Annotated in this window: 20 protein-coding genes; 10 read left to right on the top strand and 10 right to left on the bottom strand. The window is 35.3% G+C overall.

The annotated features are described in order from the left end of the window. Positions 1-109: 109 nt before the first annotated feature. Entirely contained in the window at positions 110-1045 is a 936-nt protein-coding gene (locus CG11_RS00460) for a cation diffusion facilitator family transporter (protein ID WP_052592008.1), read from the top strand. A 68-nt stretch (positions 1046-1113) separates the two neighbouring features. Here the strand turns inward: CG11_RS00460 and CG11_RS00455 are convergent, their stop codons facing one another. After that, positions 1114-1683 (bottom strand): hypothetical protein, encoded by a 570-nt coding sequence (locus CG11_RS00455; RefSeq protein ID WP_052592006.1) that lies wholly within the window; start codon positions 1681-1683, stop codon positions 1114-1116. Between the two features lie 291 nt (positions 1684-1974). Here CG11_RS00455 and CG11_RS00450 point away from each other — a divergent pair, with 291 nt between their 5' ends. The 3 genes from CG11_RS00450 to CG11_RS00440 all read left to right on the top strand — a co-directional run bounded on the left by CG11_RS00450 (position 1975) and on the right by CG11_RS00440 (position 4876). Continuing rightward, positions 1975-2307, top strand: coding sequence for a rhodanese-like domain-containing protein (locus tag CG11_RS00450; RefSeq protein WP_052592004.1), 333 nt, complete (start codon positions 1975-1977; stop codon positions 2305-2307). Between the two features lie 236 nt (positions 2308-2543). After that, positions 2544-4139, top strand: coding sequence for an NAD(P)/FAD-dependent oxidoreductase (locus tag CG11_RS00445; protein WP_052592002.1), 1596 nt, complete (start codon positions 2544-2546; stop codon positions 4137-4139). Between the two features lie 164 nt (positions 4140-4303). After that, positions 4304-4876: a pentapeptide repeat-containing protein gene (locus CG11_RS00440; protein ID WP_063832976.1), complete on the top strand. Its 573-nt coding sequence runs from the start codon at positions 4304-4306 to the stop codon at positions 4874-4876. Between the two features lie 20 nt (positions 4877-4896). On the opposite strand, the gene CG11_RS00435 is transcribed toward CG11_RS00440, so the two are convergent. Beyond that, a complete protein-coding gene (locus CG11_RS00435) occupies positions 4897-5469 on the bottom strand; it encodes a DUF1572 family protein (RefSeq protein WP_052592000.1) in 573 nt (190 codons plus the stop codon). Between the two features lie 330 nt (positions 5470-5799). Beyond that, positions 5800-7719: a M1 family metallopeptidase gene (locus CG11_RS00430; protein ID WP_052591997.1), complete on the bottom strand. Its 1920-nt coding sequence runs from the start codon at positions 7717-7719 to the stop codon at positions 5800-5802. 472 nt (positions 7720-8191) lie between these two features. Here CG11_RS00430 and CG11_RS00425 point away from each other — a divergent pair, with 472 nt between their 5' ends. Next, positions 8192-9604: a YceI family protein gene (locus CG11_RS00425; protein WP_052591995.1), complete on the top strand. Its 1413-nt coding sequence runs from the start codon at positions 8192-8194 to the stop codon at positions 9602-9604. 102 nt (positions 9605-9706) lie between these two features. On the opposite strand, the gene CG11_RS00420 is transcribed toward CG11_RS00425, so the two are convergent. Continuing rightward, positions 9707-10489 (bottom strand): amidohydrolase, encoded by a 783-nt coding sequence (locus tag CG11_RS00420; protein ID WP_052591993.1) that lies wholly within the window; start codon positions 10487-10489, stop codon positions 9707-9709. Positions 10490-10578: 89 nt separating this feature from the next. Between CG11_RS00420 and lptE the strand changes: the two genes are divergently transcribed. The 3 genes from lptE (at position 10579) to CG11_RS00405 (ending at position 13167) form a co-directional block, all read left to right on the top strand. Further along, a complete protein-coding gene (gene lptE, locus CG11_RS00415) occupies positions 10579-11088 on the top strand; it encodes an LPS assembly lipoprotein LptE (RefSeq protein ID WP_052591991.1) in 510 nt (169 codons plus the stop codon). A 168-nt stretch (positions 11089-11256) separates the two neighbouring features. Next, complete coding sequence (locus CG11_RS00410) at positions 11257-12606, top strand: SWIM zinc finger domain-containing protein (protein WP_052591989.1); 1350 nt, start codon at positions 11257-11259, stop codon at positions 12604-12606. Between the two features lie 45 nt (positions 12607-12651). After that, positions 12652-13167 carry a hypothetical protein gene (locus CG11_RS00405; RefSeq protein ID WP_052591987.1) on the top strand — a complete coding sequence of 172 codons (516 nt, stop codon included), beginning with the start codon at positions 12652-12654 and terminating at the stop codon, positions 13165-13167. 90 nt (positions 13168-13257) lie between these two features. Here CG11_RS00405 and CG11_RS00400 read toward each other — a convergent pair whose 3' ends face one another. Beyond that, entirely contained in the window at positions 13258-14052 is a 795-nt protein-coding gene (locus tag CG11_RS00400; RefSeq protein WP_052591985.1) for an SPFH domain-containing protein, read from the bottom strand. 530 nt (positions 14053-14582) lie between these two features. Here CG11_RS00400 and CG11_RS00395 point away from each other — a divergent pair. Together CG11_RS00395 and CG11_RS00390 are read left to right on the top strand one after the other, a co-directional pair. Continuing rightward, complete coding sequence (locus CG11_RS00395) at positions 14583-15251, top strand: DUF2461 domain-containing protein (RefSeq protein WP_052591983.1); 669 nt, start codon at positions 14583-14585, stop codon at positions 15249-15251. A gap of 18 nt (positions 15252-15269) precedes the next feature. Then, positions 15270-15833: a GNAT family N-acetyltransferase gene (locus CG11_RS00390; protein WP_052591980.1), complete on the top strand. Its 564-nt coding sequence runs from the start codon at positions 15270-15272 to the stop codon at positions 15831-15833. 76 nt (positions 15834-15909) lie between these two features. Here the strand turns inward: CG11_RS00390 and CG11_RS00385 are convergent, their stop codons facing one another. The 5 genes from CG11_RS00385 to CG11_RS00365 all read right to left on the bottom strand — a co-directional run bounded on the left by CG11_RS00385 (position 15910) and on the right by CG11_RS00365 (position 25655). Further along, positions 15910-20970: a hypothetical protein gene (locus CG11_RS00385; protein WP_052591978.1), complete on the bottom strand. Its 5061-nt coding sequence runs from the start codon at positions 20968-20970 to the stop codon at positions 15910-15912. 245 nt (positions 20971-21215) lie between these two features. Beyond that, positions 21216-22040 carry a 50S ribosomal protein L11 methyltransferase gene (prmA, locus tag CG11_RS00380; protein WP_052591976.1) on the bottom strand — a complete coding sequence of 275 codons (825 nt, stop codon included), beginning with the start codon at positions 22038-22040 and terminating at the stop codon, positions 21216-21218. A 138-nt stretch (positions 22041-22178) separates the two neighbouring features. Continuing rightward, positions 22179-23093, bottom strand: coding sequence for a DUF72 domain-containing protein (locus CG11_RS00375; RefSeq protein WP_052591974.1), 915 nt, complete (start codon positions 23091-23093; stop codon positions 22179-22181). Between the two features lie 304 nt (positions 23094-23397). Beyond that, positions 23398-24450 carry a hypothetical protein gene (locus tag CG11_RS00370; protein WP_197043748.1) on the bottom strand — a complete coding sequence of 351 codons (1053 nt, stop codon included), beginning with the start codon at positions 24448-24450 and terminating at the stop codon, positions 23398-23400. Between the two features lie 125 nt (positions 24451-24575). Continuing rightward, positions 24576-25655: a hypothetical protein gene (locus tag CG11_RS00365; RefSeq protein ID WP_052591971.1), complete on the bottom strand. Its 1080-nt coding sequence runs from the start codon at positions 25653-25655 to the stop codon at positions 24576-24578. Positions 25656-25930 lie beyond the last annotated feature (275 nt).

Below are 25930 nucleotides of genomic sequence, written 5' to 3'. Positions count from 1 at the left end.
TAATCGTTTACAAAAAATACAATTAATTCTTTAACAAGTTGTGATAAAACACGTCCAACAAGTTTTATACACAACTATTATAATTATCAAACAAAAATACAACACAACAATGGCTGGTTCATCCAAAAAGGCAATTTACGGCGCAATTATAGCCAACACAGCAATTGCTGTTAGCAAATTCATTGCTGCATTTTTCACAGGATCTTCATCTATGCTTTCTGAAGGCATTCACTCCTTAGTGGACACAGGAAATGGTGCCTTACTCCTATTAGGCATCAAAAAAAGTCAAAAACCTGCTGATAAGCAACATCCTTATGGATATGGAAATGAGATTTACTTTTGGTCATTTATTGTGGCAGTTCTAATTTTTGCTTTAGGGGGAGGCATTGCTCTTTATGAAGGTATCGAAGCGGTCTTGCACCCACACGATAAGGTCAATACAGATTATGTTATTTGGAACTATGCCATCTTAATTTTTGCTATGGTCTTTGAAGGATTCGCCTTGAGTGTTGCGCTCAAAGAATTCAATAGTCATAGAACCCATCGTTCGTTCTTTAAAGAAATTGTTGCTAGTAAGGATACTTCTACAGCTGCCGTTGTGATTGAAGATAGCGCAGCCTTGATTGGTTTGTCGATTGCCTTTCTTTCTGTTTTTGCTGGGCATATGACAGGCAACGTTTATTTTGATGGAATTGGTTCTATTCTAATTGGAGTTTTACTGGTTAGTGTCTCTTTGTTCTTTGCCATAGAATGTAAAGATTTGCTAATTGGGGAAGGATTGGTTCAAAGCGATTTGGACAAAATTACCAAGATTTTGGATGAAGAGCCTGAAATCGGAGCTTACAAGCGACCACTTAGTTTGTACTTTGGACCAAATGAGGTTTTGGTAAACTTGGATGTAACCTTCAAAAGAGGGATGACTTCTTCTCAGATAGAATTAGCAATTGATCGAGTTGAATCGAAAATCAAAAAAGCAATTCCTACTGTCAATCGAATTTTTATTGAAGCTGAAACAGTTAAAACAGTTGTTGCTCACGCAGAATAAAATGACAAACAAGTTGTAAGAATCCGATTATGTTCTTACAACTTGTTCTTTTTTCGTTTCAAGAATTATCAATATCCCTGTTCTTCTATTTTATAACGGATATCTTCATATACCAACTCTGGTTTTTGAGGACGCCAGTTGATATTAAACTGAGGACCAAAGTTAATGTAATTGTGAATACCGTACTCTTCCATCTCTTCTAGAACATGATCCCTTAACCCTATAATACAAACCCATCCATCCTCGTCTGAAATATCATCGTACCACTCTTCGTAATAACAATCGTCAGAAGCGTGAAAATTCAGAACATTTTCAGCAATTATAATAAATTTAGAAATGCCGTGCTCCTGCATTCGATCAACAACACCTTGCTTCAATAGCATAATATCATTGTGCAAGCAATCGTTCCATTCTCCAATCAGTTCTAAAATAGCATAATTATCTGCATAATTAACATAAAGAATTTTCACGTACAATGTTTCAGAGCCAAAATCATCCCACTGTGGGTGAATGTAATAATTGTAGATTTTAGTTGAAAATTCAAATTCACTATAAACTTGCCCATAAAAAGGTGATTGAGGGTCTTCTGAAGCTATGTACTCCAATCTCCACCTGTAATGTGGTTCTAAGGTATGCATAAATTAATCCGACGTTTTTATAAAAAATAAGATACTAAACTATGGTTGTCCCAATCACAAATGTGAATTGTACACCAAAAAGATATTCTGCCTTTAAGGAGCTTTGTTATAAAGCATAAAAGTAGTAGTTTTGTTGCTTAGAAACAAAATGAATCGGAAAACATATAATCATCTAATCCGATTTTTGATAACCAATATAATTACATTAATTTACTTAAAAAATCATAGTATATTGATAATTAAGTAAGTGGTCTATTATAACTACTAAAACATATAAAACTATATTCTGCTATGGATAGAAACGAAGTAAAAGGAGTTAATGTTCAGCAATTAAAAGAAATGATGGACAATGGAGATGATTTTATCATCATTGATGTAAGAGAACCCGATGAAAGAGAAATTTGTTCTATTGGTGGTATAAATGTCCCTTTGGGATTAATTGATAAAAATACAGACAAAATCCCTAGAGATAAACCTGCTGTTGTCATGTGCAGAAGTGGCAAACGTAGCTACATGGCTATCTTATTTTTGCAACAAGAATACGAATACGACAACTTATTCAATTTAAACGGTGGTATTGTCGCTTATGCTAGAGATGTTGACAAAAGTCTAACCTTATACTAAGATATTTTAGAATGTTGGTTTTCTAATGTTGAGTAGAGTTCGCTTAATAGAATCACTTTTTTGACATTAAAAAATCAACATTCCTATTATTATATTATGCTTAACTGCGTTGTGACTCTGTTCCTGTGTTTGTGTATAAAAATACACCACAACAAAGTACTTCGCAGATTGGCACAAAATCTTCTTACCAACTACACCAAACATCTGTTTATAAAGCATTTTTCCTATTCTTATATATGATTCAACGCATAGAAATCGCACTCTCCCCCAAGAATGCTCAATCAGAAACTTTCATCAAGCAACAAGTCCTAAAAAAACTACACTTATCCAACAATCAACAACTAGTTGATGTCATTGCTGTTCGACGCTCCATTGATGCTAGAAGTAAAGTACCTGTAGTGCGGCTTTTGGTTGATGCCTATATCGATGAAGCATATATTGCACCACCAAGTATTATCAAACAATATAGCAATGTCAAAACAGCTAAAAAAGTAATTGTTGTTGGTGCTGGACCTGCTGGCTATTTTGCTGCGCTTCAGTTAATCGAACTAGGTTTAAAACCCATTGTTTTGGATCGTGGAAAGGATGTTAGAGAACGCCGTAGAGACCTAAGAGCTATTCAACAAGATGGAGTCGTTAATCCCAATTCTAATTACTGTTTTGGCGAAGGGGGAGCTGGAACCTATTCCGACGGAAAACTTTATACTCGTTCTAAAAAGAGAGGAAAAATTGAGAAGATTTTGCGCTTATTGGTTGAGCATGGTGCTACTTCTGATATTTTGGTAGATGCTCATCCTCATATTGGCTCCAATAAACTCCCTAAGGTGGTTGCCAATATTAGAGAAACGATTCTAGCCCACGGAGGTGAAATTCATTTTGACAGTTTAGTAACAGACTTTATCATAGAAAAAGAAAATAGTGGTCAGCGCACCATCCGAGGCGTTATTGTGAATCAAAAAGAGGAATATTTTGCAGATGCTACGATTCTTGCTACCGGACATTCTGCTAGGGATATTTACACCTTGTTGTACAAAAAACAAATCCGACTAGAAGCCAAGCCCTTTGCTTTAGGAGTACGCATTGAACACCCTCAATCGCTAATTGATAAGATACAATACCGCCAACCAAAACGAGAGGAGCATCTCCCCGCAGCTAGTTACAGTGTTGTTTGTCAAGTCGAAAAACGAGGTGTTTTTTCTTTTTGCATGTGCCCTGGAGGACTAATTGTACCCGCTGCCACCTCTCCTAATGAATTGGTTGTAAATGGGATGTCTTTATCTCGTAGAGACTCTCCTTTTTCTAACTCAGGCATGGTTGTAGCGATTGAACTCGAAGATTTAACGCATTATAACCACAAAACTTTTGAAGGAATAGAGGATCCTATTTTTAACGGCTTAAAATTCCAACAAGAAGTAGAACAAATTATGTTTCAAGCTGGCGATGGTAGTCAAAAAGCGCCTGCTCAACGAGTGGTAGATTTCACAAAAGGCAAATTATCTAACAACCTCCCTAGTACATCTTACATTCCTGGTGTTTATAGTGCTCCCATGCATGAATTACTTCCTAATTGGGTAAGTAAACGCTTGCAAAAAGCACTACCTGAATTCAATAAGAAGAAAAAAGGTTATTTTACTAACGAAGCGCAAATTGTAGGCACCGAAAGTCGAACAAGCTCTCCTATTAGAATTCCTCGAAATAGTGTCACCTTGATGCATCCTGATGTCGTTGGTCTATATCCCTGTGGCGAAGGTGCTGGATATGCTGGTGGTATTGTTTCTGCGGCTATGGACGGAGAAAATGTGGCTAAGATTGTTGCTGATTTCTTAGCCTGATAAGTAAAAAAGCCAGATCTAATTAACAAATTGCGATGATAATTATCCAAGACATTATTTTTTATTTCAATATAAATTTAAGATATTATAAAATATAAAATAAACTTATCTAGTTTTTTATATAAAATAGTTTATCTTTAAATTTCACTCTTTAGAATAAAACAATGTCTAGTAAAATAACAGAAAACAAAACGTTTGATAAAGTTGATTACTCAGAAGCTAGTATCAAAAATCAAAAATTTGAAAATTGTAACTTTAGCTATTGTAACTTCAATAGTTGCGATATTTCAGGAATCACGTTTGTAGACTGCAACTTCGACAACTGCGACTTTTCTATGTCTAGAAACAAAGATACAGCACTAAAAGCAGTCCGATTTGTAGATTGTAAATTAGTAGGTTTTAACTTTAGCGATTGCAATGATTTTTTGTTTTCTGTTGATTTTGAGAATTGTAACCTTAGTTATAGCTCTTTTTTTGAGTTAAAACTCCCTAAAACGCAATTCAAGCACTGCAACCTAGAAAAAGTAGACTTTGCATCTGCTGATATTAGTGGCGCTGTCTTCGAAGATTGTGACTTAACAAATGCTATTTTTGACTTTACAAATATGGAAAAAACCAATTTTCAGCACGCATTTAATTATACAATCAATCCAGAGAGTAATCGTATTAACAAAGCCATTTTTTCCAAAGATGGGCTAGCAGGTTTGCTCAGAAAATATGACATTGAGGTTGTTTAAAGGTAAGCACTTCTAATCCGTTATCTAGTTTTATCCCTATCTAGAAACTCTTTTGTAAAGTGCCCTTTTGCTTTTTCTTGAGCAAATTTATTTTTATTATACTCCTTAGAAGCCCCTTTGGCTATAGATAAGGTCTGCCAATCCTTGCCTTTTTGCAATTTAGCCATCAATACAATTTGTCCAATGTGATAAGCATAATGCCCTAACTGGCGATTAATAGCTTCTACAACAGTATGCCCTTGGTTTCTAATATAAACAATATGCTCCAAGTCTTCGTCTGTCAAAGGATTGATAGCATCAAAAAGACATTTCCACCCGCTTTCCCATGCCCCTAATACTTCTACTCTATTTTTGAGTGTCGTATCTTCAAACTCATCGTCTCTATTTCGCCAATTTTTTTCGCCATCTGCTGTCATAAAATCAGTCCATCTAGAAAGCATATTTCCAGATAGGTGTTTTACAATCGTGGCAATGCTGTTCTCGTCAACTGCGTATTTCCAAAACAATTGTTTTTCCTCTAATTGTGCCATTGATTGCTCGCCTAACTGCTTATAATAAGCAAAGAGATTTCTAGTATTCTCGATGTAGTTCATTTTTTTCTAATATTAGTTGGTTTACTTAATGCAATAGTTCGTTGAAAAACTTTATTAGTTTGATAATCAGCAAGTTGCGCTTTTATTGCGTTTTATGTTAAAATTTTGATTATCAAAATAATATAAATGTGCTTTTTTATCTTTTTGGTAAAAAAGTAAAAAATCAACGAACTACTATTAATGATAAAATCAGCTCAAATTTAACTACTATTGGTCTATTCTCTATAAAAAAACAAAAGAGCAATGCCAATAGCAGCATTACTCTTTTCTAGAGCGAAGCAAAACATCATGTCTACTTCCAAAGCTCCTAATTATTGATAACAGATTGGATTATTTTTCCCAAACGTTATTATCTCGATCTATATCTGCCATGCGCAAAGAAGGATCAATCTCTATTTTTTCAATATCTTTCATTGGAATTGGAAGGTTCAATTCGTAAACAGGATGTGTCCATTTCCAATCAGGCATTACTGTTTGATTACCGTTTTTTAGTTCATCTTGCTTGTGTCCACGCATAATTTCCAAAGGAATATTAAAAGTTGCCAACTGTGTCAATTTTCCTTTTTTATAAGTTACAACAACATCTAAAGGCATTGGCATACGCTCTTTTCTTTCAATATAAATAGTCGTTCCTTTCTTGTCTACCTTGCCACTACTGGCAAAATAGTTTCCTTCTTTTGCTTTAATAACGACAGAATCCTTCGAACTTTTATTTCCTTTTAAAACATCAACAATGGCATAGTCGATTCGATTCGTAGTATTTACCCAATACTCTTTGTACCAATCCAATTCCAAACCAGATTCTTTTTCCATCACACGAATGAAGTCATTTGGATTAGGATGCTTAAAATGCCATTCGTCATAATATTTTAGCATCGCTTTGTCAAAAACACCTTCTCCTACAATATAATTGAGTTGCCCCAAAAATACCGCTCCCTTTGAATAAGAAGCTTGACCGTAAGCAAAATTGGTATTAAAATGATCAGCATGAGTACTCATTGGTTCCTCTGCACCGCTTGTTGCTAAGTACAAATAACCTCTATAAGAACCATCATGAGGAAAAGCACCTTGTGCATTAAATAAATGAGCGCGAACCACATTAGAGGCATAAGAAGTAAAGCCTTCATCCATCCAAGCATATAAACTCTCATTTGATCCCATCAACATTTGATACCAAGTGTGCATCACCTCATGCACAATTACACCAACCAAAGAACCAAAATTGCGTTTTCCAGTAATCAAGGTTGCCATTGGATATTCCATACCACCATCACCTCCTTGAATAATCGTATATTGTCCATAAGGATATTTTCCATATCTAGCTTGGATAAATTTAAACGCTTGAACCGTTTTCTTTTGTGCCTTTTTCCACACATCCTTATAATTATCATCATCTTGATAAATGAAGTGCAACACTAAATTTTCATCCACTTCTACAACATCATGAATGTAATCTGGATCGGCTGCCCAAGCAAAATCATGTACATTTTCCGCTTTGAAATGCCAAGTGATGTTCTTTTTATCTTTTAAATCCACCTTTTCTCCTACTTTCTCATAACCATGCCCTACTTCGCTAGGATTTTGAAGCATTCCTGTTCCACCAATGGTATAGTCTTTATCAATCGTAATTTTAACATCAAAATCGCCCCACACGCCATAGAACTCACGACCAACATAGGGATTGGCATGCCAACCTTGATAATCATATTCACACATTTTGGGATACCACTGCGTCATCGACAACTCAATGCCTTCCTCACTATTCCATCCAGAACGACGAATTTGAAGAGGCACTTGACTTTCAAACTCCATATCAAATGTAGCAGAAGCTCCTGCTTTAATCGGTTCGTTTAAGGTTACTTCTAAAATGGTTCCAACGACCTCAAATGCAACATCTTTTCCATTTTGTTTCAATGACTTTATTTTGTGATAACCAATTTCGTCTTTTTTCAATTCCAAAATTCGACCACCTACTCTAGTATCTGCATCTTGAATTGTTCTAGAACGAACATCCATCATACTATTGGGCTGAAAAGCATTAAAATACAAGTGATAAAAAACCTTGTTTAGTTCATCCTTGGAATTGTTATGATAAACGACATTTTGTTTACCTGTAAATTGATGTGCTTCTACGTCCATGACAATATCCATCTTGTATTCAATTCGCTGTTGCCAACGGTCGGATTGTGCCCAAACAGTAGAGGTGGTTACGATAAAAAATGCAACTAAGACGCTTAATCTGTATATCATTCTTCTGTTTATTTTATGTGTTAATTTATTTTAAAAATAGTGCGTGTTTCAAAACCTTTTGGTCTATTAATCTATTTAATAGCAATAATTTTCTATCCTTGTTTTTCTAGCACAGTCTTATAAGGTAGTAGTTCGTTGATTTTTTACTTTTTTACCAAAAAGATAAAAAAGCACATTTATATTAGTTTGATAATCAAAATCTTAACACAAAATGCGATAAAATCATAACTTATTAATTATCAAACTAATAAAGTTTAGCTTCGCTGCTACTGCGTGGTTTCAACGAACTATTGATAAGGGTAATTATATGATGAGGATTTATTATTTCAGTTCCTTCGACAAAATAAGTAATTATAATAAGACCTCCTCTATCGACTGAATTTAGCTCTTTACAAATCTTAGCCTTAAAAATTAAAGTAAGTAAATATTTCAATAACTTAAAATCTTCGATTAATTCTATACTATTATTATTATGCCAAAATATATCACATTTTTAATACTCCTCCTATCTTTTTCGACAATTGCTCAACAAAAAATAGATGAAGAACTTATTATCTTTGTTCAAAAATCAACGGATAGTCCATTTACGTTAGAAAATATCAAGGCATTACAAGGTTATATGCAAGAGCGCAATATTACAACAAAAATTATTGATATTGATAAAACTGGTGCCCCAAAAGAGGTTGGTTATACTCCTTTTATTGTTTATAGAAACTACCTTGGACGAAAAATTTTCAAAGGGCGTTATACTTCTCATAAACGCTTGCTCAATTTTATCCGAACCGTTCGACGATTGCCTGTTGAAAATTCTAGTTATGAAGAAAGTAATGTGTTTGTTTGGGAAAAAGAACGTTCTAACTTAATTATAAAATTAAAAGTTACCGAGGCACAAGGTACTTTGCCAAAGAACTTTAGTCAAAAAAAATTCCAACAAGAATATCTAAAAGGTCTCAAAGAAGGTTTTGATGCTGCCAAATATAAAAAAAATAGCCTAGTAGGCAATTCTGACGAACTCATCTATTGCAGTTTTTATCCATACCTAGCCGAAGATGGCAAGGTCTATGTAAGTTCAGAAATTCATTCTCATTACGACTGCCACACCGCTATTTATCAACAGTTTGAAACGCCTGCCGTTGGTACGTCTATTTCCAAAGCATTTGCATTGGCAGCTCAAAATTCGTTTGCTGAAATTCAGCGACAACTAATTGAGTCTAAGCTAGGAGATGCGATGAATTATATCACCGATAAAAATAGTGTTTCTTGGGAAGCACTGAATTTAAAAAAACTAGCAACTCCTGAAAAAAGCACCATCACAAACATGGAAAACATAGCGTTTCCAAAAACATGGACGATAGCAGGACCCGTAGATAAAAGTACTCCTATTCTAGCCTTTAACTTTCCACCACCTCTAAGACATTATGGTGGCGAACTGACCTCTGTCACAGGAAACATATCCTTAGAACAATCACAGAATTTAAAAGCAGCAACAGGTCAATTTACAGTTAATGTTGCTTCTATAGAAATGGGCGAAAGTGACTTAACACAAGCCGTTACAGAAAGTATGCTTTACGTTGACAAATATCCAACAGCTCAGTTAGTATTCAAAAGCATTGATGGGGAACAGTTGCAACTTGCCTTAGGAAATATCACGACGGCAAAGATCGAAGCGGCATTAACATTACTCGAAAAAACGGCTCCTGTTACCGCCACCGCTCAATTTGAACCATTTTTAGACGAGAATGGCGACCTTCGTTTGCATGTTTACACTCAATTTGCAATCAATGATTTAAAAGGCAGCTATACCGTTTCTGGTCCCGATGGTCCAGCTGATGCCAATAATAAAATGTTGTTCCGTGCTAGCTTTATCATGAAAGGGGAAGAATAATTTCTTTTGTTTTTTGTGAGCATCCAATTACATAGACTATTGAAATTGATAATTATATTACTTGTTGTGATAATTATCAATTTCAATTTATTTTAAGCTCTGCTACTGTGGTGTGTTATGAAAAGAATAGTTATCTCGATCTCCAATAAACGGATATTCTTTGCGAACATCTGCCAAATGCGTTTTAGACAAATTTATTGTATAAATAGCTTCTTCATTCGCTTGATGGTATAATAAAGCACCACTAGGGCTCAAAACCGAAGAGTCTCCCGAATAGGCAAAACCTTTGCCATCTTCTCCTACTCGATTAACCCCTATTATATAAGCCTGATTTTCAATTGCTCTAGCCGTCAGCAAACTTCTCCAATGAAAAGACCGTTTAGCTGGCCAATTAGCTACATAAAAAGCCAAGTCATAATCTTCTAAATTGCGACACCAAGCAGGAAAACGCAAATCATAACAAATGAAAGGGGCTATTTTCCAACCTTTATAGTCAACAATCAACTTCTTTGTGCCTCCTGTAAAATGCAAGTCTTCTTTTGCCATCGTAAATAAATGCTTCTTGTCATAATGACATTGCTTACCATTTGGCTCAACCCACAACAGTCGATTAAAATAGTTTTCACCTTCCTTTATAATCAAACTCCCCGTTACTACAGCATTGAGTTCTTTTGCTTTTTCTTGCATCCACACAATTCCTTTACTATCTTCCATATCTTCCGCCAACGACTCAACATTCATTGAAAACCCAGTCGTAAACATCTCAGGTAGAATAATTACATCTGTATTGTCAAGATCAAGCAGTTTTTCATCAAACATTTTTAAATTTGCATCAATAGATTCCCAATGCAAAGTAGATTGAACTAAAGTTATTGTTAAACTCATCTTAGTAGGTGTTAAGAAAGGTAATAATGATTCAAAGTTTTGTACTTTTAAATAAGTGGTAAGTATCAAATTAAAAGATAAAAAGATTTATGCAAAAGTTTCATTTATTTATTTTTATAATTGTTGTTCTAATAGCCCAAGCTTGTACAGTCAGTTTAATTAATACTGGTATTGATTACTCGGTTTTAGACAGTTTTTCTTTGGAACAATTTGAAGTAAAAAGCTCTAATGCACCACCAACAAGCGGGCAAACCTTTTCTGAACAGCTCAAAGATAGAATTTTGAATAATACCCGCTTAAAATATGTTGATGAAGATGGCGATGTTCAATTTTCTGGAAATGTAGTTGGCTATCAAATTTCATCACTTGCTCCGCAGGCAAACCAAACAGTTGCTTTTCAACGCTTGACAATTGAAATTGCCATCAATTATAAAGACACCAAACAAAAGGACGGCTCTAAGAACTGGACACAGACATTTTCTAGGTTCGCCAATTTTGCCGCCGATACCGATTTATCAACGGTGGAAGATGCTTTGATTCAAGAAATCTACGATCAGGTGTTAGACGATGTTTTTAATCGAGCTTTTTCTGGTTGGTAAGCAGATTATTCTTAACAAGACTTTTATAAAAACACTTCTTGGAGTACTTCATAGAACAAAGTTCATGAACTAAATACAATCTAGCAACTACGTAACTAACAAATGCAATTGTCCCAAGAAGTAATGATAACAATTCAGATTGATCCTACTAAAACCATTTTTTAATTTATGCAATGGACTGACGAAAAAATAGCAGCACTTTCTCCCAACGATTCCACAGAGCGTAGAGGACGTACCTTAGCCAACTCAACCAAGTGGAATTATATCGCTACCAATTATGAAGCCATTTGGGGAGAATGCAAAGGATCTGGTTCTCAACCCTATATTGTTCAAATCAATTTGAGTGGACCAAAATATAAATGCAGCTGCCCTGTTCGCAAACCTCCTTGCAAGCACGTTTTAGGACTCTTCTTTTTATTTGCTCAAAGCAGTGCTTTATTCAAGTACCAAGCTCCTCCCGAAGCAATTCAAAATTGGTTGTCCAAACAAAGTTCTAATAGTGTTGCCAGTCATTCCAAGACTATTGCACCTACTCTAAAAACAGAAGAAGCCCTCCAACAAGCTAAAGCAGCCAAAGAAAAACGCTGGGAACAACGGGTTCAACTCATGGCAAGCGGTATGGATGAACTGGAACTTTGGCTCACCGACCTTATTCGCCAAGGGATTGCCAATACGGCTATTCAAAAAGTTAGTTTTTGGAATCAAGTTGCTGCCAAAATGGTGGATGCCAAGTTGCCTAGAATTAGTACTTATTTAAAAGAAACCCACCAACTGATTCAAAAAAACCAAAATTGGTCGGAAATTGTTCTTGCCCGTTTGGGCGAACTTTACTTATGGACAGAATCTTTTAAAAAAAGGTCCCTGCTTACTCCTGAGCTTCAAGAAGAGTTGTATCTAAGTTTGGGTAAAATCGTCAAGAAAGCAGACATTTTAGAGCAAAACCCTAGTATAAAAGATCTTTGGTTTGTTGTAGGCAAAAAAGAAGGAGTTGACATTGAAGGACGTAGTTTTCGAAAAATCTGGCTGCAAGGTCAAAAAACAAAGCAACATGCTCTAATATTGGACTATGCTTTTGGAAATATTGGATACGAACAACAATATATTGTCGGAGATTTGCTAGATGGCGCCTTAACTTATTATTCTAAGGCTTATCCCCAACGAGCTATTTTTGAATCTTTTGAATCTGCTCAAATTTATGAAAGCCCCAATGCAACTAGCTATAAAGATTTTAATGCTGTTTTAGCACAATATGGCGAAGCTATTGTCCAAAATCCTTGGCTATTTTCTTTCCCTGTCGTTCTTTCACAATTAAGAGCATTCATGAACGACAAAAAAGAATTACTCATCAAAGATAGTAACGACCATATCATTCCATTAAGTACTCTAAAGGAGGAAGTTGTATGGAAAATATTAGCTATTAGTGGTGGAAAATCCATTTGCCTTTTTGGAGAATGGGATGGTCTACACTTTGAACCATTAAGTATGTTGACAGACAATGGGACGATTAGTTTTTCGTAAACTTAAATGACCAAAAAAATTTCAAAAATGCACTAATTCCAAATTATGAACACAATACATTTTTTCACTTTACTAAGCCTTTTTTACTTACTAATCTCTTGTCAGTCCGAGCCAGCAACAACATCACCTGACCAACCTATCTCAAAGAGTGATAGTAATAATACTTATAATACGCTTCCTACTGCTTCTAAAGAAGTAACTACTCCAGAAGCCTTTGAAAATGTCCCCACAGGAGTTTATCAAAACCTAAATGAAAAATTAGCTGCCTCTACTTCTAAAAAAACAGCTAAAGAGGTTGCTCAAATGTATTATCCTGCTAAAATTTCGAATAAAACGAGCTTTGAAAAAATTGACATTCAAACTCAAAAAGAAGGAGCCCAAACCATTGTGACCATCACACACGATAACCAAAGCGAACATACTAGTATTCAAGGGCATCGAATCGTGATGACCTTAGAAGAAAAAGGGGTTCACTGGCAAATTGTTTCTATTCAACAACAATTCAAATGTTGGATTAGAAAAGAAAATGGCGCTACTTGGAGTAATGATAAATGTTCTTAGGTTTCCCTCAACAAGAAAAACTTCTACAATCGTATCGTAGAAGTTTTTTTATTCATATAATTTCGTAGCACGTTAGCAACCTAAATTGTTCTAATTAAACCCTTTTAAAACAGAAGTATTGGCACCAAAAACATTATTATTGCCATATTTGCTCACTCCTTTTTTGGCCCACTCCATCTCAATTTCTAATTTTTTCAACTCCAACATTTTAGGCGAAGATAAAATATCTTTTGTTTTAGCATCATACAAGGCAGCATCGTATTTACCTTTTGCTTCTGCAATTCTTGCCTTTGCTAAATTTGTTTGTTCCAATTCTTTTTTAGCAGCTAGAGAGTTTCTACCTTCTTGAATAGCCGTCTCCTCAGCTACTTTTGCCAATGCCTTTGGAATATCCACATCTGTAATTTGTACTCTAGCAAACTCTACATAAAATTCTGGTAGCTCTTGGCTAATAATATCACGCAATGCCGACTCTGCTTCTTTGCGTTTTTTTAGGTTCAGTTCTGAAGCGGTATACTGTGGAACCACTTCTTTTCCTGAAGATTTTAAGGTTTTTAAAATTTTGGTATCTATGTCTGTAATTTTGGTGTGAATTAAATTAACCTGATCTGGATTCAAATTATAATCCAAAGCTATTTCTACACTAGTTTCCATGTTTCTAGAGTCGTTAAAAACGAATTTCTGAACCAGTGTCTTTTCCCTTACATCGTATTCTACACAAGAATTCCATAGCCAACTAATTCCCATATCCATCCCTTCTGGCAAAATCGTTTCCATATCTGTTTTACCTCCCCAATATACTTTCACGCCCTTATGTCCAGGTTGTACTGTTGTACAAGAGCTAATAAAAAAAGCCGTTATTAATAATAAAAATAAGTGTTTCATCGTGTTTCTTTTTGTTGTGATTATTGAAGTTGTTAATAGTAGTTGACTAAATCGCTATTTTACGACTCTAGCGAACTATTTTGTATTGATATATAGAGTAAAAAAGGAGTCGTCGAATGGTTATAGATTATACATTGCAAAGTACTATGTTTTGTATATCATCTCTAATATACTAAAAGTTCATCGCAATTCTACAAGTTGTATTTCTAAGGAGTTGTTCTGCTATTCAAACATTCCCCTTTTCAAAAAAATTCCCATTAAGGTATATAGTTTTAATTACTATCTTTTATAATAGTATTAATTTTACTAATAATAGTTTTAATATCTTTGATAAAGAAATAATGATTCCTTTACAACTTTTATACTTTGTAATGGTATTTTTATATTTTTTAGCCCACCTATCTTAAGTGAAAATATTTTGAACAATTCGGCTATTATTACTATTTATAATACTCCGTTGGAACCACACAATAACCAAGGATAACGTATCAAACAATAGTAAAAACGAATTTTTTATAAAAAAACAAAGCATGATTAGTAAGCATTCCCTCGATTTTCTTTCCCAATTACAAGAAAACAACAACCGACCTTGGTTTGAGGCACACAAAGAAGATTATTTAAAAACAAAAAGAGAAGTAGAGACTTTAGTTAAAAAAGTCGAAGCAAACCTCAATAAAGTTGATAATATTGAATTTTCCAAATTGTATAGAATTTACCGTGATGTCCGTTTTTCAAAAAACAAACTCCCTTACAAAGGTTACCTTGGAGGATATTACAGGCGCTTTGGTAATGACCGCCGAGGAAGCTATACTTTTGACATTTGCCCCAATGGCAAATCTGTTGTAGGAGGCGGTTTTTTTGGTCCTAATACTGATGATTTGTTACGCATTCGCAAAGAATTTGAAATGGACAGTTCCTATATTGAGAAGGTGACTCAAGATCCTACCTTTGTAAAATACTTTGGAGAACTACAAGGAGTTTCTTTAAAAACTGCACCAAGAGGTTTCGACAAAAACCATCCGCATATCAAGTGGTTGAGAATGAAACAATTTTTGGCTTTTAGGAATTTTGCTGACGAAGAAGTTACCCGTAAAGATTTTGCAGATCAAATGACGGAAACATTTATAGCAATTCGCCCTTTCTTTGATTACATGACCGATGTCTTAACAACAGATATGAATGGCGTTTCTATTTTGTAAAAAAAATAACGTTCTATTATGAATACAAAAATTAATGCTGCTGTCTTTGAGCATTTTCCCACCTTAGAAAGTGACCGTCTTTTATTTCGAGAATTTGAATTAAATGACTGCCAAGCAATGTTTGAGCTACGTTCTAATGTAGAAGTCATGCGCTACATGGATAGTTATCCTTACCAAACCATCGAAGATGCAGAATTAAACATTCAGCAAAATAGAACCGCCTTTATAGAAAAAACAGCGCTTAATTGGAGTATCGTAGAAAAAAGCTCTAATACCTTTATCGGTTACTTTGGCTTTTGGCGACTTTTTTGGCAAAATTGTCGAGCCGAAATAGGCTATGCCTTGCACCCCGACTACTGGGGACAAGGATACATGGATGAAACCTTAAAAACGATGATAGCCTTTGCTTTCGAACAATTCGGGCTCCACAGTATTATGGCGAATGTCAACCCTAACAATAAAAGCTCTATCCGACTGTTAGAAAAAAATAAGTTTGTACAAGAAGCCTATTTTAAAGAAGATTATTTTTTTGATGGTCGGTTCATTGACAGCATGATCTTTTCTTTGCTTGAACCTTCTTAATAAAAAAAGCCTTGAAATGGATTTTGTAGAATCTTTTTCAAGGCTTTTAATTTTAAAAGGTTATGCTATTATGCATCTAGTTATGCGCGGCGCTAGCCTTATTTTTAAAGCTAGAATATTCTCCTGGAGAACCAATCACCAATTCGATCCAATTGCCATTTTCTGTTCTAACACGGCGATCTTTACTTTTTAGAGATGAAATAGCATTGTTATAATCAGGATTAGACGATACGGTTTTCAAAAATCCATTTTGATACGAGAAATAATACCAATCACCATTCGGCGAAACAATATAAAATGTCATGGCATCTCCACGTGCTGGATCGTTCAAAATTTCCATGTGCCCCTTTACGACTTGCCCCACGTGCTTTCCTCCTATCGAAGCCAACTGTAAACGGCGTCCCTTGGTAATAAAAGACTGTGTTTTGGGACTCCACAATAATTTGTTGTTTACAAAAAAGAAGGTATGAGAAAAATCATTCGGCAATTGCAAACGCTCATCATCTTTTACCTTTTTCCACATTTTATCGAACTTCTTATCGTCTGTAATGTAATTTTTCATGTGCTGATGCAATTTTTCATTTTTGATACTTGCATACAACAACTTATCAATCAACTCATCATTACTTTGCAAATCATTGACAATAACATCTCGCAAAGTTTGTGGCAAATAGAAATCTAAATTGGTAGATGTTTCAAATAAGTAATCTGATTTGGCATTTAGGAAGAACGTAAAATCCCCAACAATATCTACTAAGAAATCAGGAGCCGTAGCAGATTTAAACCCTTTGTCAAAATCAAAGCGCCCAGAAGCGGTAACTTTTGCATTTTTTTCAGAAACCGTAAACAACTTTCCTGCTTCTGCATCTCCCAACACTCTAGCAGAATCTCCGAAGATATACATGTTCTCTTCATCATCAAATTTCAACACTCCCGTTGCTGAGAAAATGCTTCTATCTGAGGGGGTTTGCTTAGGAGATAGAATAGCAGGATATAAATCCATTGTATCCAAATTTAAATACAATCCAACATGCAAGAAATCCCCTGCTGGATTTTTAGGATTATCATATTCAATGGACACATCTCGTTTATCAATTTTAGACTCAATGCCAAACCATTCTTGAGTAGGAATAACAGAAGAAGATATCTTTGCATATCCTTTGAAGGTCAACAGTTCTGATTTTGAATTCAACGAAACCTCTCCTTTAAATTTTGTACGTTTGTCCAAATGAAAATCTGCTGTATCTGCAACCATACCACTACCTACGGTTACAAATTGTCCTGCGGATTCTTGTGCAGAAGTTACGTTATCAAACTTAATTTCTTGCTCCTTATTTTCTACATTAAACTCCAAATAACCAGAAGCTTTGAATTCATTTCTACTCAACACATTGATAGATGCTCTTTGAATAACATGGTTTTGGTTTAAGGTATCTGCTATGATTTTAGAATCCTCTAAAGTTCTCATATGAGAGGCTTCTTCAATTTCCACGTGCTTGTCTTTTGGATAAATAAAAGCATCTGCAACACGGATATGTTCAACCCCATCAATTTTTAACAATCCTGTATTCAAATCATAATCTGCTTTTTCTCCCAAGAACACCAACGAATCCTGTGATTGTTCCGTCGCCAAGAAAAAGCCTGTTTTTCCTTCTTGTGCATCCATAAAAATATGATCCGTTGCCATATCCCAATGGAATTGATCCAATGATGTTTGATAACTATTATAAGGCAAATCTGTTGCTAAGTCAGATTCTTGAGAAATAAAATCTCCTGTTTGCTTTTCAAAATCGATAATAGCGTCTACATTTTCATTTTCAAAAGCAAATTTCTGAACGCCTTGAGATTTGATAATAACTGCTGCCGATGGAGATGCAATCGATTGTTTGCCAAATTTAAAGTCTCCTCCAGGATTAGATTCCAAGGTAGCCCCATACCAATCAAATGTTCCTCTTCCTAACAAACCATCGGGTGTCAATGTCAAAGAGCCTTCTAAATTAAAATCTGTCGAATCAAAGAACTGAAATGGCACTCCTTCCACAATCGCCGATTCAATGTACATACTATCGCTATAAGGTGCCCAATCAATTTGAACTTGCTCTCCTTTTACATTAGGAAATTCTACTCCATCACGAACAGATCCTGCTAAATTAAAACTATCTACATCCTCTGCACGGAATTGCTCTGGCAAAAACTCAATATACTCTGACTCTACAGTAGCTCCCAAATAATCCAATCGACCATTACCAATCAAACCTTCATTACTCACACCTACAGAGCCTTTAAAAGTTCCCTTTCCTCTCTTATCGTCTCTAATATAGATTGGATTCGGGTCGTTCCCTCTAGTTTCTGTTTCAAAACCAAGTGATAAATCGTGGTACATCACTGTTAAGTTTTGATTAATTGGCTCAAAGATATCGGCTGCATATAATTTCCCTTCAAAATTCAATTGCTCTGGTTTCAGTTCGTCCATACCATCCAACATAAAAGGCTCCAATTCGTAATAAAAAGTCTCCCTAGGATAGGTTCCTTCTCCCTGTCTATTTCGCTTATCGTAATAGACCCTCGATTTACTGGTAGATTCAAAAGATGGATAAATAGGATCACTTTTCATCCTTCCCGACTTATTACTTGGAACATCGATCAACATCAAACCACTACCTCCTTCTATCACACTATTAATTGGTTCTTTTTCTTTGGTAGGCAGTTCTGTTAGGTCTTCAACTGCTCGTTCTGCTTTCGGGCGACCAGCCATGTAGCCAGCTTCTTCACCATGACGGGCACGTTTATAGATAAACAAATCCAAATAACTAATAGAATCCATTTCGACATGGAAAATATCGTAAATAAAATGGAAATCAGTTCCTGTAAAGTTACAAGCACCTCCTGACATAACACCGTTAAAATCCATGTTACGCCCCTTCAACATTTTGACCTCTCCGTTAAAAGGTCTTGCAATTACCTGCTGAGAATCACTCAATATAAACTCTTGTACTCCAAAAGTTTGAATCTCGCCCTTTTTCATATCAAATACGGCATTGGCAGGTTTTTTATTATTTCTAGAAGGTACTGACTTAATTCTAATCTTATCAAAATCGTGGTCTTTTTTCTTTGTATTCACCGAAGCTACATAGTGGAATAACTTATCACGAAGTGTGATTGTTCCTTTATCTTTGTTATAAAGAATAAAACCATCTTTTACCATTTCCAAAAACAATGGCAACGTATTGCTTAGATTAAACGAAGGATCTGGCACCACAGACATTAAGTCATAAACATCAATTGCTCCAAACTTGTAGCGCAAGGGGAATCCTTTCATAAAATCTCGATAATCTTGATCTCGTTTGATAATTTTAAAGGCAGGGTTTTTAGCGGCCCGTTCAACCTCCTCAGAAGTCAAAATGGTGATTTTTTCCATCCGTTTATCCAACAACGCAGCCAACTCATTTGCTGAAACCACCCTAGGATCTGTTTCTGCAAACTCATCATCAAAACTTTCTTCGTTTTCTGGATCACTATCATCCTCTTTAGGAGGCCACTCCCCAATTAACTTCAAAAAAGCGGTATCGATTTCTTCTTCGCCCTCTTCTTCTCTATTAAAAAATGGTCTGCCATTCTCATCACAAAGATCAGGCTGTTGCCTACAATATTCCTCATCAGACATAGGACCTTCTTGCTCCCAAGGGTTTGTACCTGGACGGACGGCTCCTAACATTTCTTGTGACTCTTTTAGTTTGTTAGAATAAACCGCAAACTTAATCAAAGGATTGATAGAGATAATATTTTGATATTTTTCAAAAAGCAACTGATCAAAATGATTTTCAGAGGCCATTTCCATATCTTGATTATTATCTCCCATTACCAATTCATCGGTATCTATAAACCAAGAAATGGACGTTACTTTCATATCCATTTCTTGCAACGAATTTGAAAAAGGCACTCTTGAAATTCGAGAATCACTTCTAGTCAAATCCAATTTTCGATTTGTAATACTATACAAGAAATTAATACTAGGGTGATAAATCGAATCTATCGTTCCATCGTCATGATTGATATACAGCGTCACTTTTGCATCTTGTGAGACAACTTTTTCTCCCTTTAAAATATCAAAACCTCCAGACTCCGCTTTAATCAACGTTTTTCCGCTTTTGTCAGTGATATATACAGTAGAAAGTCCTTTGCTGTCTCCATATCCTTTTACAGAAGCCCCTGTCATCACAAAACCTCCTCGATAAGACACCCCTTCTCCAATATCATCCATTTGAATATCTCGTGAGTTCGATTCAAAGTAAGGGTATCGCAGATTCGCAGCACTTCGACGAACCGCTCTATCTTTTAAAATACCATCGATAGGTTGTTTAAACACTGAGTTATAATACAAAACGGCATTTTGAGCAGCATAAGAAGTTCTTCTAGTTTCAATGGTGTACGTTTTTAAAAGAGCATAAGCATCTTTTGCCCCCTCAGCAGTCCAATCTACTTGACCTTTCACTCCTTTCCATTTTTGTTCCAAAGGATAATAAACCCCTTTTGCATCTTTGATGGTCAATGAGTCTTTCTTATTAAAACAATACAAAGTTGTGTTGTCATATTTAATGGACAAAATACCATCTACGTATTTCATATCAAACACCCTTGATTCAGAACGCCATTTGTGGCTACCTTTTGAAATATCATAAAGGTTTCCTGTTTTCCAAAAACTACGACTAAATTTTAAGTAATTTTCAAATTCTAGGGTTTTACCCTCTGCTTGCCCAGCTAAAATTTCTTTGGAAATTTTAATCCATTTGTTGAAATGCTGCGAAGCCAAACCAGGATCATCCGCAAAAGTGTGAATAATATCTAAGACATGTCGAAAGAAATTGTAACGTTTCATTTTTCGAGCAATCATTTGGTTTCCCAAATCTGCTAGTCCAGCATACAACTCAGGCGTCCACTTTCCTGCCTTTTGTTTCTGCTTCATTTCTTTCATTATTTCCTCACATTCTGCCCTCTTAGTTGCCAGCATTATTTCCTCCATATACTTATAACAAGCATCAGGAGTCGTTGGAATTTCATCTACCTCATCTTGTCCCCAAGAAAAAGAGGTTCCAACAAAGAGAAAAACACTGAGTAAAGTAAATTTTAATCCATTCATAGTTATAGATTATTATTTGATCTATCGTATATATTTTATAGTTCATTGCTATACAATCGTTCGCCAAACTAAACTAGTAGGAGCTGTTCATAAAATATCATACAGTAGTAATAGAACGAACTACTAATCTGATGAACCGTAAAACAAAACTCTTTAACTTTAGTCTAAAATCATTGTATAAGGTTATTTGTCGTCATGCTTTTATAAAAATAAGGACTTTTAGCAAGTTATTTTAAGCATTAACATTATGACAACATTAAGCAGCGCCATTGTTCTCTTTCTAATTTGCGAACTAACTTTAATCCATGTTTGGCGGCAGCCTCCAAAACTAAGGCAACATCTGCTTCCAAAAAACCAGAAGTCAACAGATGTCCTCCTTCCTTTAAACGACTTGCCATTTCATCCATTGTGTTTAAAATCACATTTCTATTGATATTCGCTAGAATCACATCGTATTTTTTGAGTGGTACTGCATCAATTTCTCCACAATAGACATTGATCTGATCCGTGCAAGCATTGATCTCAACATTCTCTACGGTATTTTCATATGCCCAAGAATCAATATCAATAGCATCCGATTCCTTAGCACCTAATTTTTGAGCTAAAATAGCCAAAACACCTGTTCCACAACCGTAATCAAACACCATACAATCTTCAAACTTCAAATCTTGCATTTGTTTCATCATCATATAAGTTGTAGCATGGTGTCCTGTTCCAAAAGACATTTTAGGTGTTACAATAATTTCATGTTCTACCGTCTCAATCGGTTCATGAAAAGTAGCTCTAACAGCACAAAAATCGTCTACTAAAACAGGTTCATAGTCCGACTCCCACTTTGCATTCCAATTTTGATCTTCCAAAATCGTTCGACTAATAGTTAAGTTATATTTTGCAGTCAAAGCATTCAAATCCGCTTCTAGTTCCTTGCTACAAGCTGCTTCCTCAATATACGCCACTAAGTTTTCGTCTTCCTCACTAAACCCATTGAAATCATAATCTGCTAAGTGTGCTACCAAAATATCATTGATACTTACATCCTCTGTTTCTATTGTCAATTTCAAATAATTCATTGTCTACGTTTCTATACTGTTTTTTTATAGTTAGTAATCAGCAAAAAGAGTTTATTTTAAATAATTCTTGCTTCTTGTTATAATAATATTAGAACTTTTACGTTGTGGGATTGATTTGCTTTCCATTCTGTCAAAATACTAAAACAAAGTCATCTGACCATCATCAATAGGCTTTGTTTTTATAGAAAAACGCAAATCGCTCTTTCTTTCCAATTGTTCTATCAGGTAAATACACATCTCTGGAGATAAAATATTGTCTGGTTGATGAGAAAAGAAGTAAATTTCTCTTAATCCTTGTTTCATCCAATCCACTAATAAATCAATCCACTCGTCCACTCGTTCATAATCTGTAGGATGCAAACCATTGCCCACAAAACGTATCATTGCACTAGGTGTCGTCAAGCCCAGATGTAAGACATCTCTTCTGCCCGCAACATCTGTTATTACCGTTCCTACATCGTGACTAGCTAATAAATTGAGTAATAATTGAAAATAGTGCTCGTCTTTAAACCAGTTCTCTGCACGTACTTCTATGGCAAGAGGCACTTCATCTGTAGGAAACTTAGATAAAAACTGCTCTAAAATTGCCATTCGATTAGGACCAAAATTAGGTGGCAATTGCATAAAAGAAGTCCCCAATTTTTCCTTCAAACCTGTAATGGAGGCACAAAATAGATCAATTTGATTTCCATAAGCCCCCAAATCGTTGCTATGGCTAATAGATTGAGGAATTTTGGGTGCAAACTTAAAATCTTTTGCAGATAGATCGTACCAATTTTGAATGGTTTGAGCAGTGGGAATTCGATAATGTGTTGTATTCAGTTCTATGGTAGAGAACTGTCTGGAGTAATGGTACAAATATTCTTTGGTCTTCGCTTTTTGCGGATAATATTTACCCAACCATTCTTTCATTCCCCAACCTGTACAACCAAAATAGAAATTCGTTTTTTCACTTGTTGCAGGTAATCGTTTTAATAATTTTGTAGTATTGGGATGTACGGTTCCCATAGAAAAATCTACCTTACTGATATCTTTTAACTTTCCAAATTCCATTGATTCATAATTAAGAAGCCTAGCAGGAAAAATGTAATCTAATCATTTAGAATTAAAATTCATGCAGAAACCTTCAAGTATTAACTATTTCTTTTCTTTTCGAGCGTAAAATGCTTATTAAAGTACTTTGTCCCAACAAGCAGAGCTCCGCATCAACCAATAATAGTACAAGGTGCTATTATTTTTCTGACCACTTAGTTATAAAAACAAAAACAATACGGAATAGGTTTTGATTGATTGTATAGGAATAGTTCGTTGATTTTTCTTTAGTTCAAGGCATCCTTATTAAACTATATTTGATAGTTTATTGACTCGCTTCTTCTCTATTTCCATACAACTCCTTCAACACTTTTAATGCTTTTTTCCCTTGGGGAGTATAGTCTCGCTCTATTTCAGATTTTTTCAAAACGGATGATATATCGGCATACCACTTCCATTGAAAACCACCTGCCCACCAAGATTTTTGACCAAAAACTTCTAACAACGCTTGCAAGGCATTCGCCTGTGCTTGCTCACTTAACTTTGCCTCTGCTTGCTTTTTTTCTAATAACCAAGCTTTATAAGCACAGCCTTCCAAACTCATATAACCAAACTCTGTAAACAAGATGGGGCGTTGCCAAGTATTATAAAAAGCTTCCATACTATCTATAGTTGGCTCCCATGCCCGTTTCAATTCCGTTACATTGGGGCGCTTTTTTTTGATCAAAGGAAAATAGGCATCTATCCCAACATAGTCTAGAGCATCCCAAAAACTTACGGATGAATAAGCATCCCAATTAGATGCATAAACTAACTTTCCAGAGTAAATTGTTCGAATGTCTTGAATCAAACCTCTCCAAAATTCAGGTCGCTGAATAGCGGATAGTTTTACCTCGGTACCTACTGCAAACAACTCTACCTTCATGCTATCGGCTAGCTTTGCCATGGGTAAGATATAATTACGGTAATTTTTTTCGAACAACAGCCAATCTGCTTCATTGTCAAATTCCAAATCTCCAATCCACTGATTATAAGCCCATAACTGCGGTTTTAGAAGGACTGCTAAATTTTCTTTTTTTGCCAATTGGATCGATTGAATTAATCCTTCTTTTTTTTCACCCCACCACAAATAACCACCGTACTCAATCGTTGGCTGATCTTTATTAAAAAAAGCAAAAGGCTGAATACTAACGTAATTAACACCAATTGATTCTATGATAGGCATAGGATTCTCTTTAAAAGGATTTGGCGGAGCCATTATTGCCATTCCATTTATTTTTCCTTTCAAAAGCCCTTTCATAACAGGTGCTTGTCGATTCGGGTAAACCCAACAAGCTGCTAAATTAATTAGCATCAATATGATAAAAATTTGTTTCAAATTGCTACTTTAGAATGTTCTAGTTCTGGTATTCTAAAAATAAATTTGATCTTCCTTATGGATCAATAGTTAGCTTTGTTACTCCCGACGGCCGTGAGCTCGCTGTGCTCGGTTCGCTGCTACTATTATTGGTACAATTGCTGCAACATATCTGCTCCCATTTTTCCTTCAGGTGTATAATCTTTTGCCAAATCTTCTTCACAAGAAGCACTGACTGCATCGGCATACCATTTCCACTGAAAACCACCTGCCCACCATGCCTTAGAACCAAATACCTCTATCAAAGCATGCAAAGCATTTGCTTGCGCTTGTTCGTTAATCTCGTTAGAAGACATTTTCCCCTCTAATTCCCAAGTATTATAAGCACAACTGCTAACGCTTAAATATCCAAATTCTGTAAATAAAATTGGTTTATTTATTTGTGCAGAATAAACCGAAAGTTCTTGTTCATAGGATCCCCAAGCATTCATTAAATCGCAAACAGGTGGGGTTGCTTCTGGGATCAATGGGAAATAAGCATCCACACCTACATAATCTAGTAAATCCCAAAAAGAAACATCCTGATAATCATCCCAATTAGCTGCATACGTTAAAGGTCCATCGTAAATTTGTCGAACTTGCGCAATCAAATTTCTCCAATAATTAGGGCGTTGTAAAACAAATTTTGCAATTTCGGTTCCAATGCACAATAGATCAACATCCATATTATTTGCTATTTGAGCCCACTCCAAAACTAAGTTTGTATAGTTAATTTCAAATTGATCCCATTTTGATTCTGTATCAAATTCCATGTCTCCAATCCATTCTGTTGCCGCCCAAAGTTGAGGCTTTAACATTACCTTCAAACCTCTTTGTTTGGAACGCTGAATCAACTCTATAACAGCTTGTTTAGAACTTGGTCCATGTGGACAATCAGGTAACGGGCAAACAGATACGCTATCAATTCTAGGGTTATTTACCTCATAATAAGCATAAGGCATGGCAGCCACCCAATTGACTCCTATGCTATTTAGGTTTTTTATAGGCGTTCCATCTATAGGGCTTTCTGCTGCTACTACTGACATTCCTCTTATTTTGTCAGTCATAAGCCCTTTTGTCACTGGAACCTCACAAGGTAATTTATCTGCCGTACAACTTGATAGTCCAAAAATAGAGAATAGAATACTCATTTTCTTCAAAAATTGAAACACCAATGTTTTTTTCATGGTTTTAATAGGTTTATACTTTTGTAATTTAAACCAAACGGATGCATCACCGTTCGTTTTTCTATGAAAAATTTTGAATGTAGGACAGAAAAAATAAAATTACTTTAAAACTTGTGATTAAGGTCACATCGTAAAATAGGGATTATTGAAATAATAAATATTTTTTTTTACAACTTTAATAGATATTATTAGGAATAAAGCCAGACCGCGCGTACGCATACGCAAGGCAGGATTATTTTTCGTATATTAAAAGCATGAACTATGATAACTTAAAA

The sequence above is a fragment of the Aureispira sp. CCB-QB1 genome, assembly GCF_000724545.1.
GTDB lineage: Bacteria > Bacteroidota > Bacteroidia > Chitinophagales > Saprospiraceae > Aureispira.
Note: the sequence above shows the minus strand (reverse complement) of the source record. Positions and strands in the feature narration are given on the sequence as shown.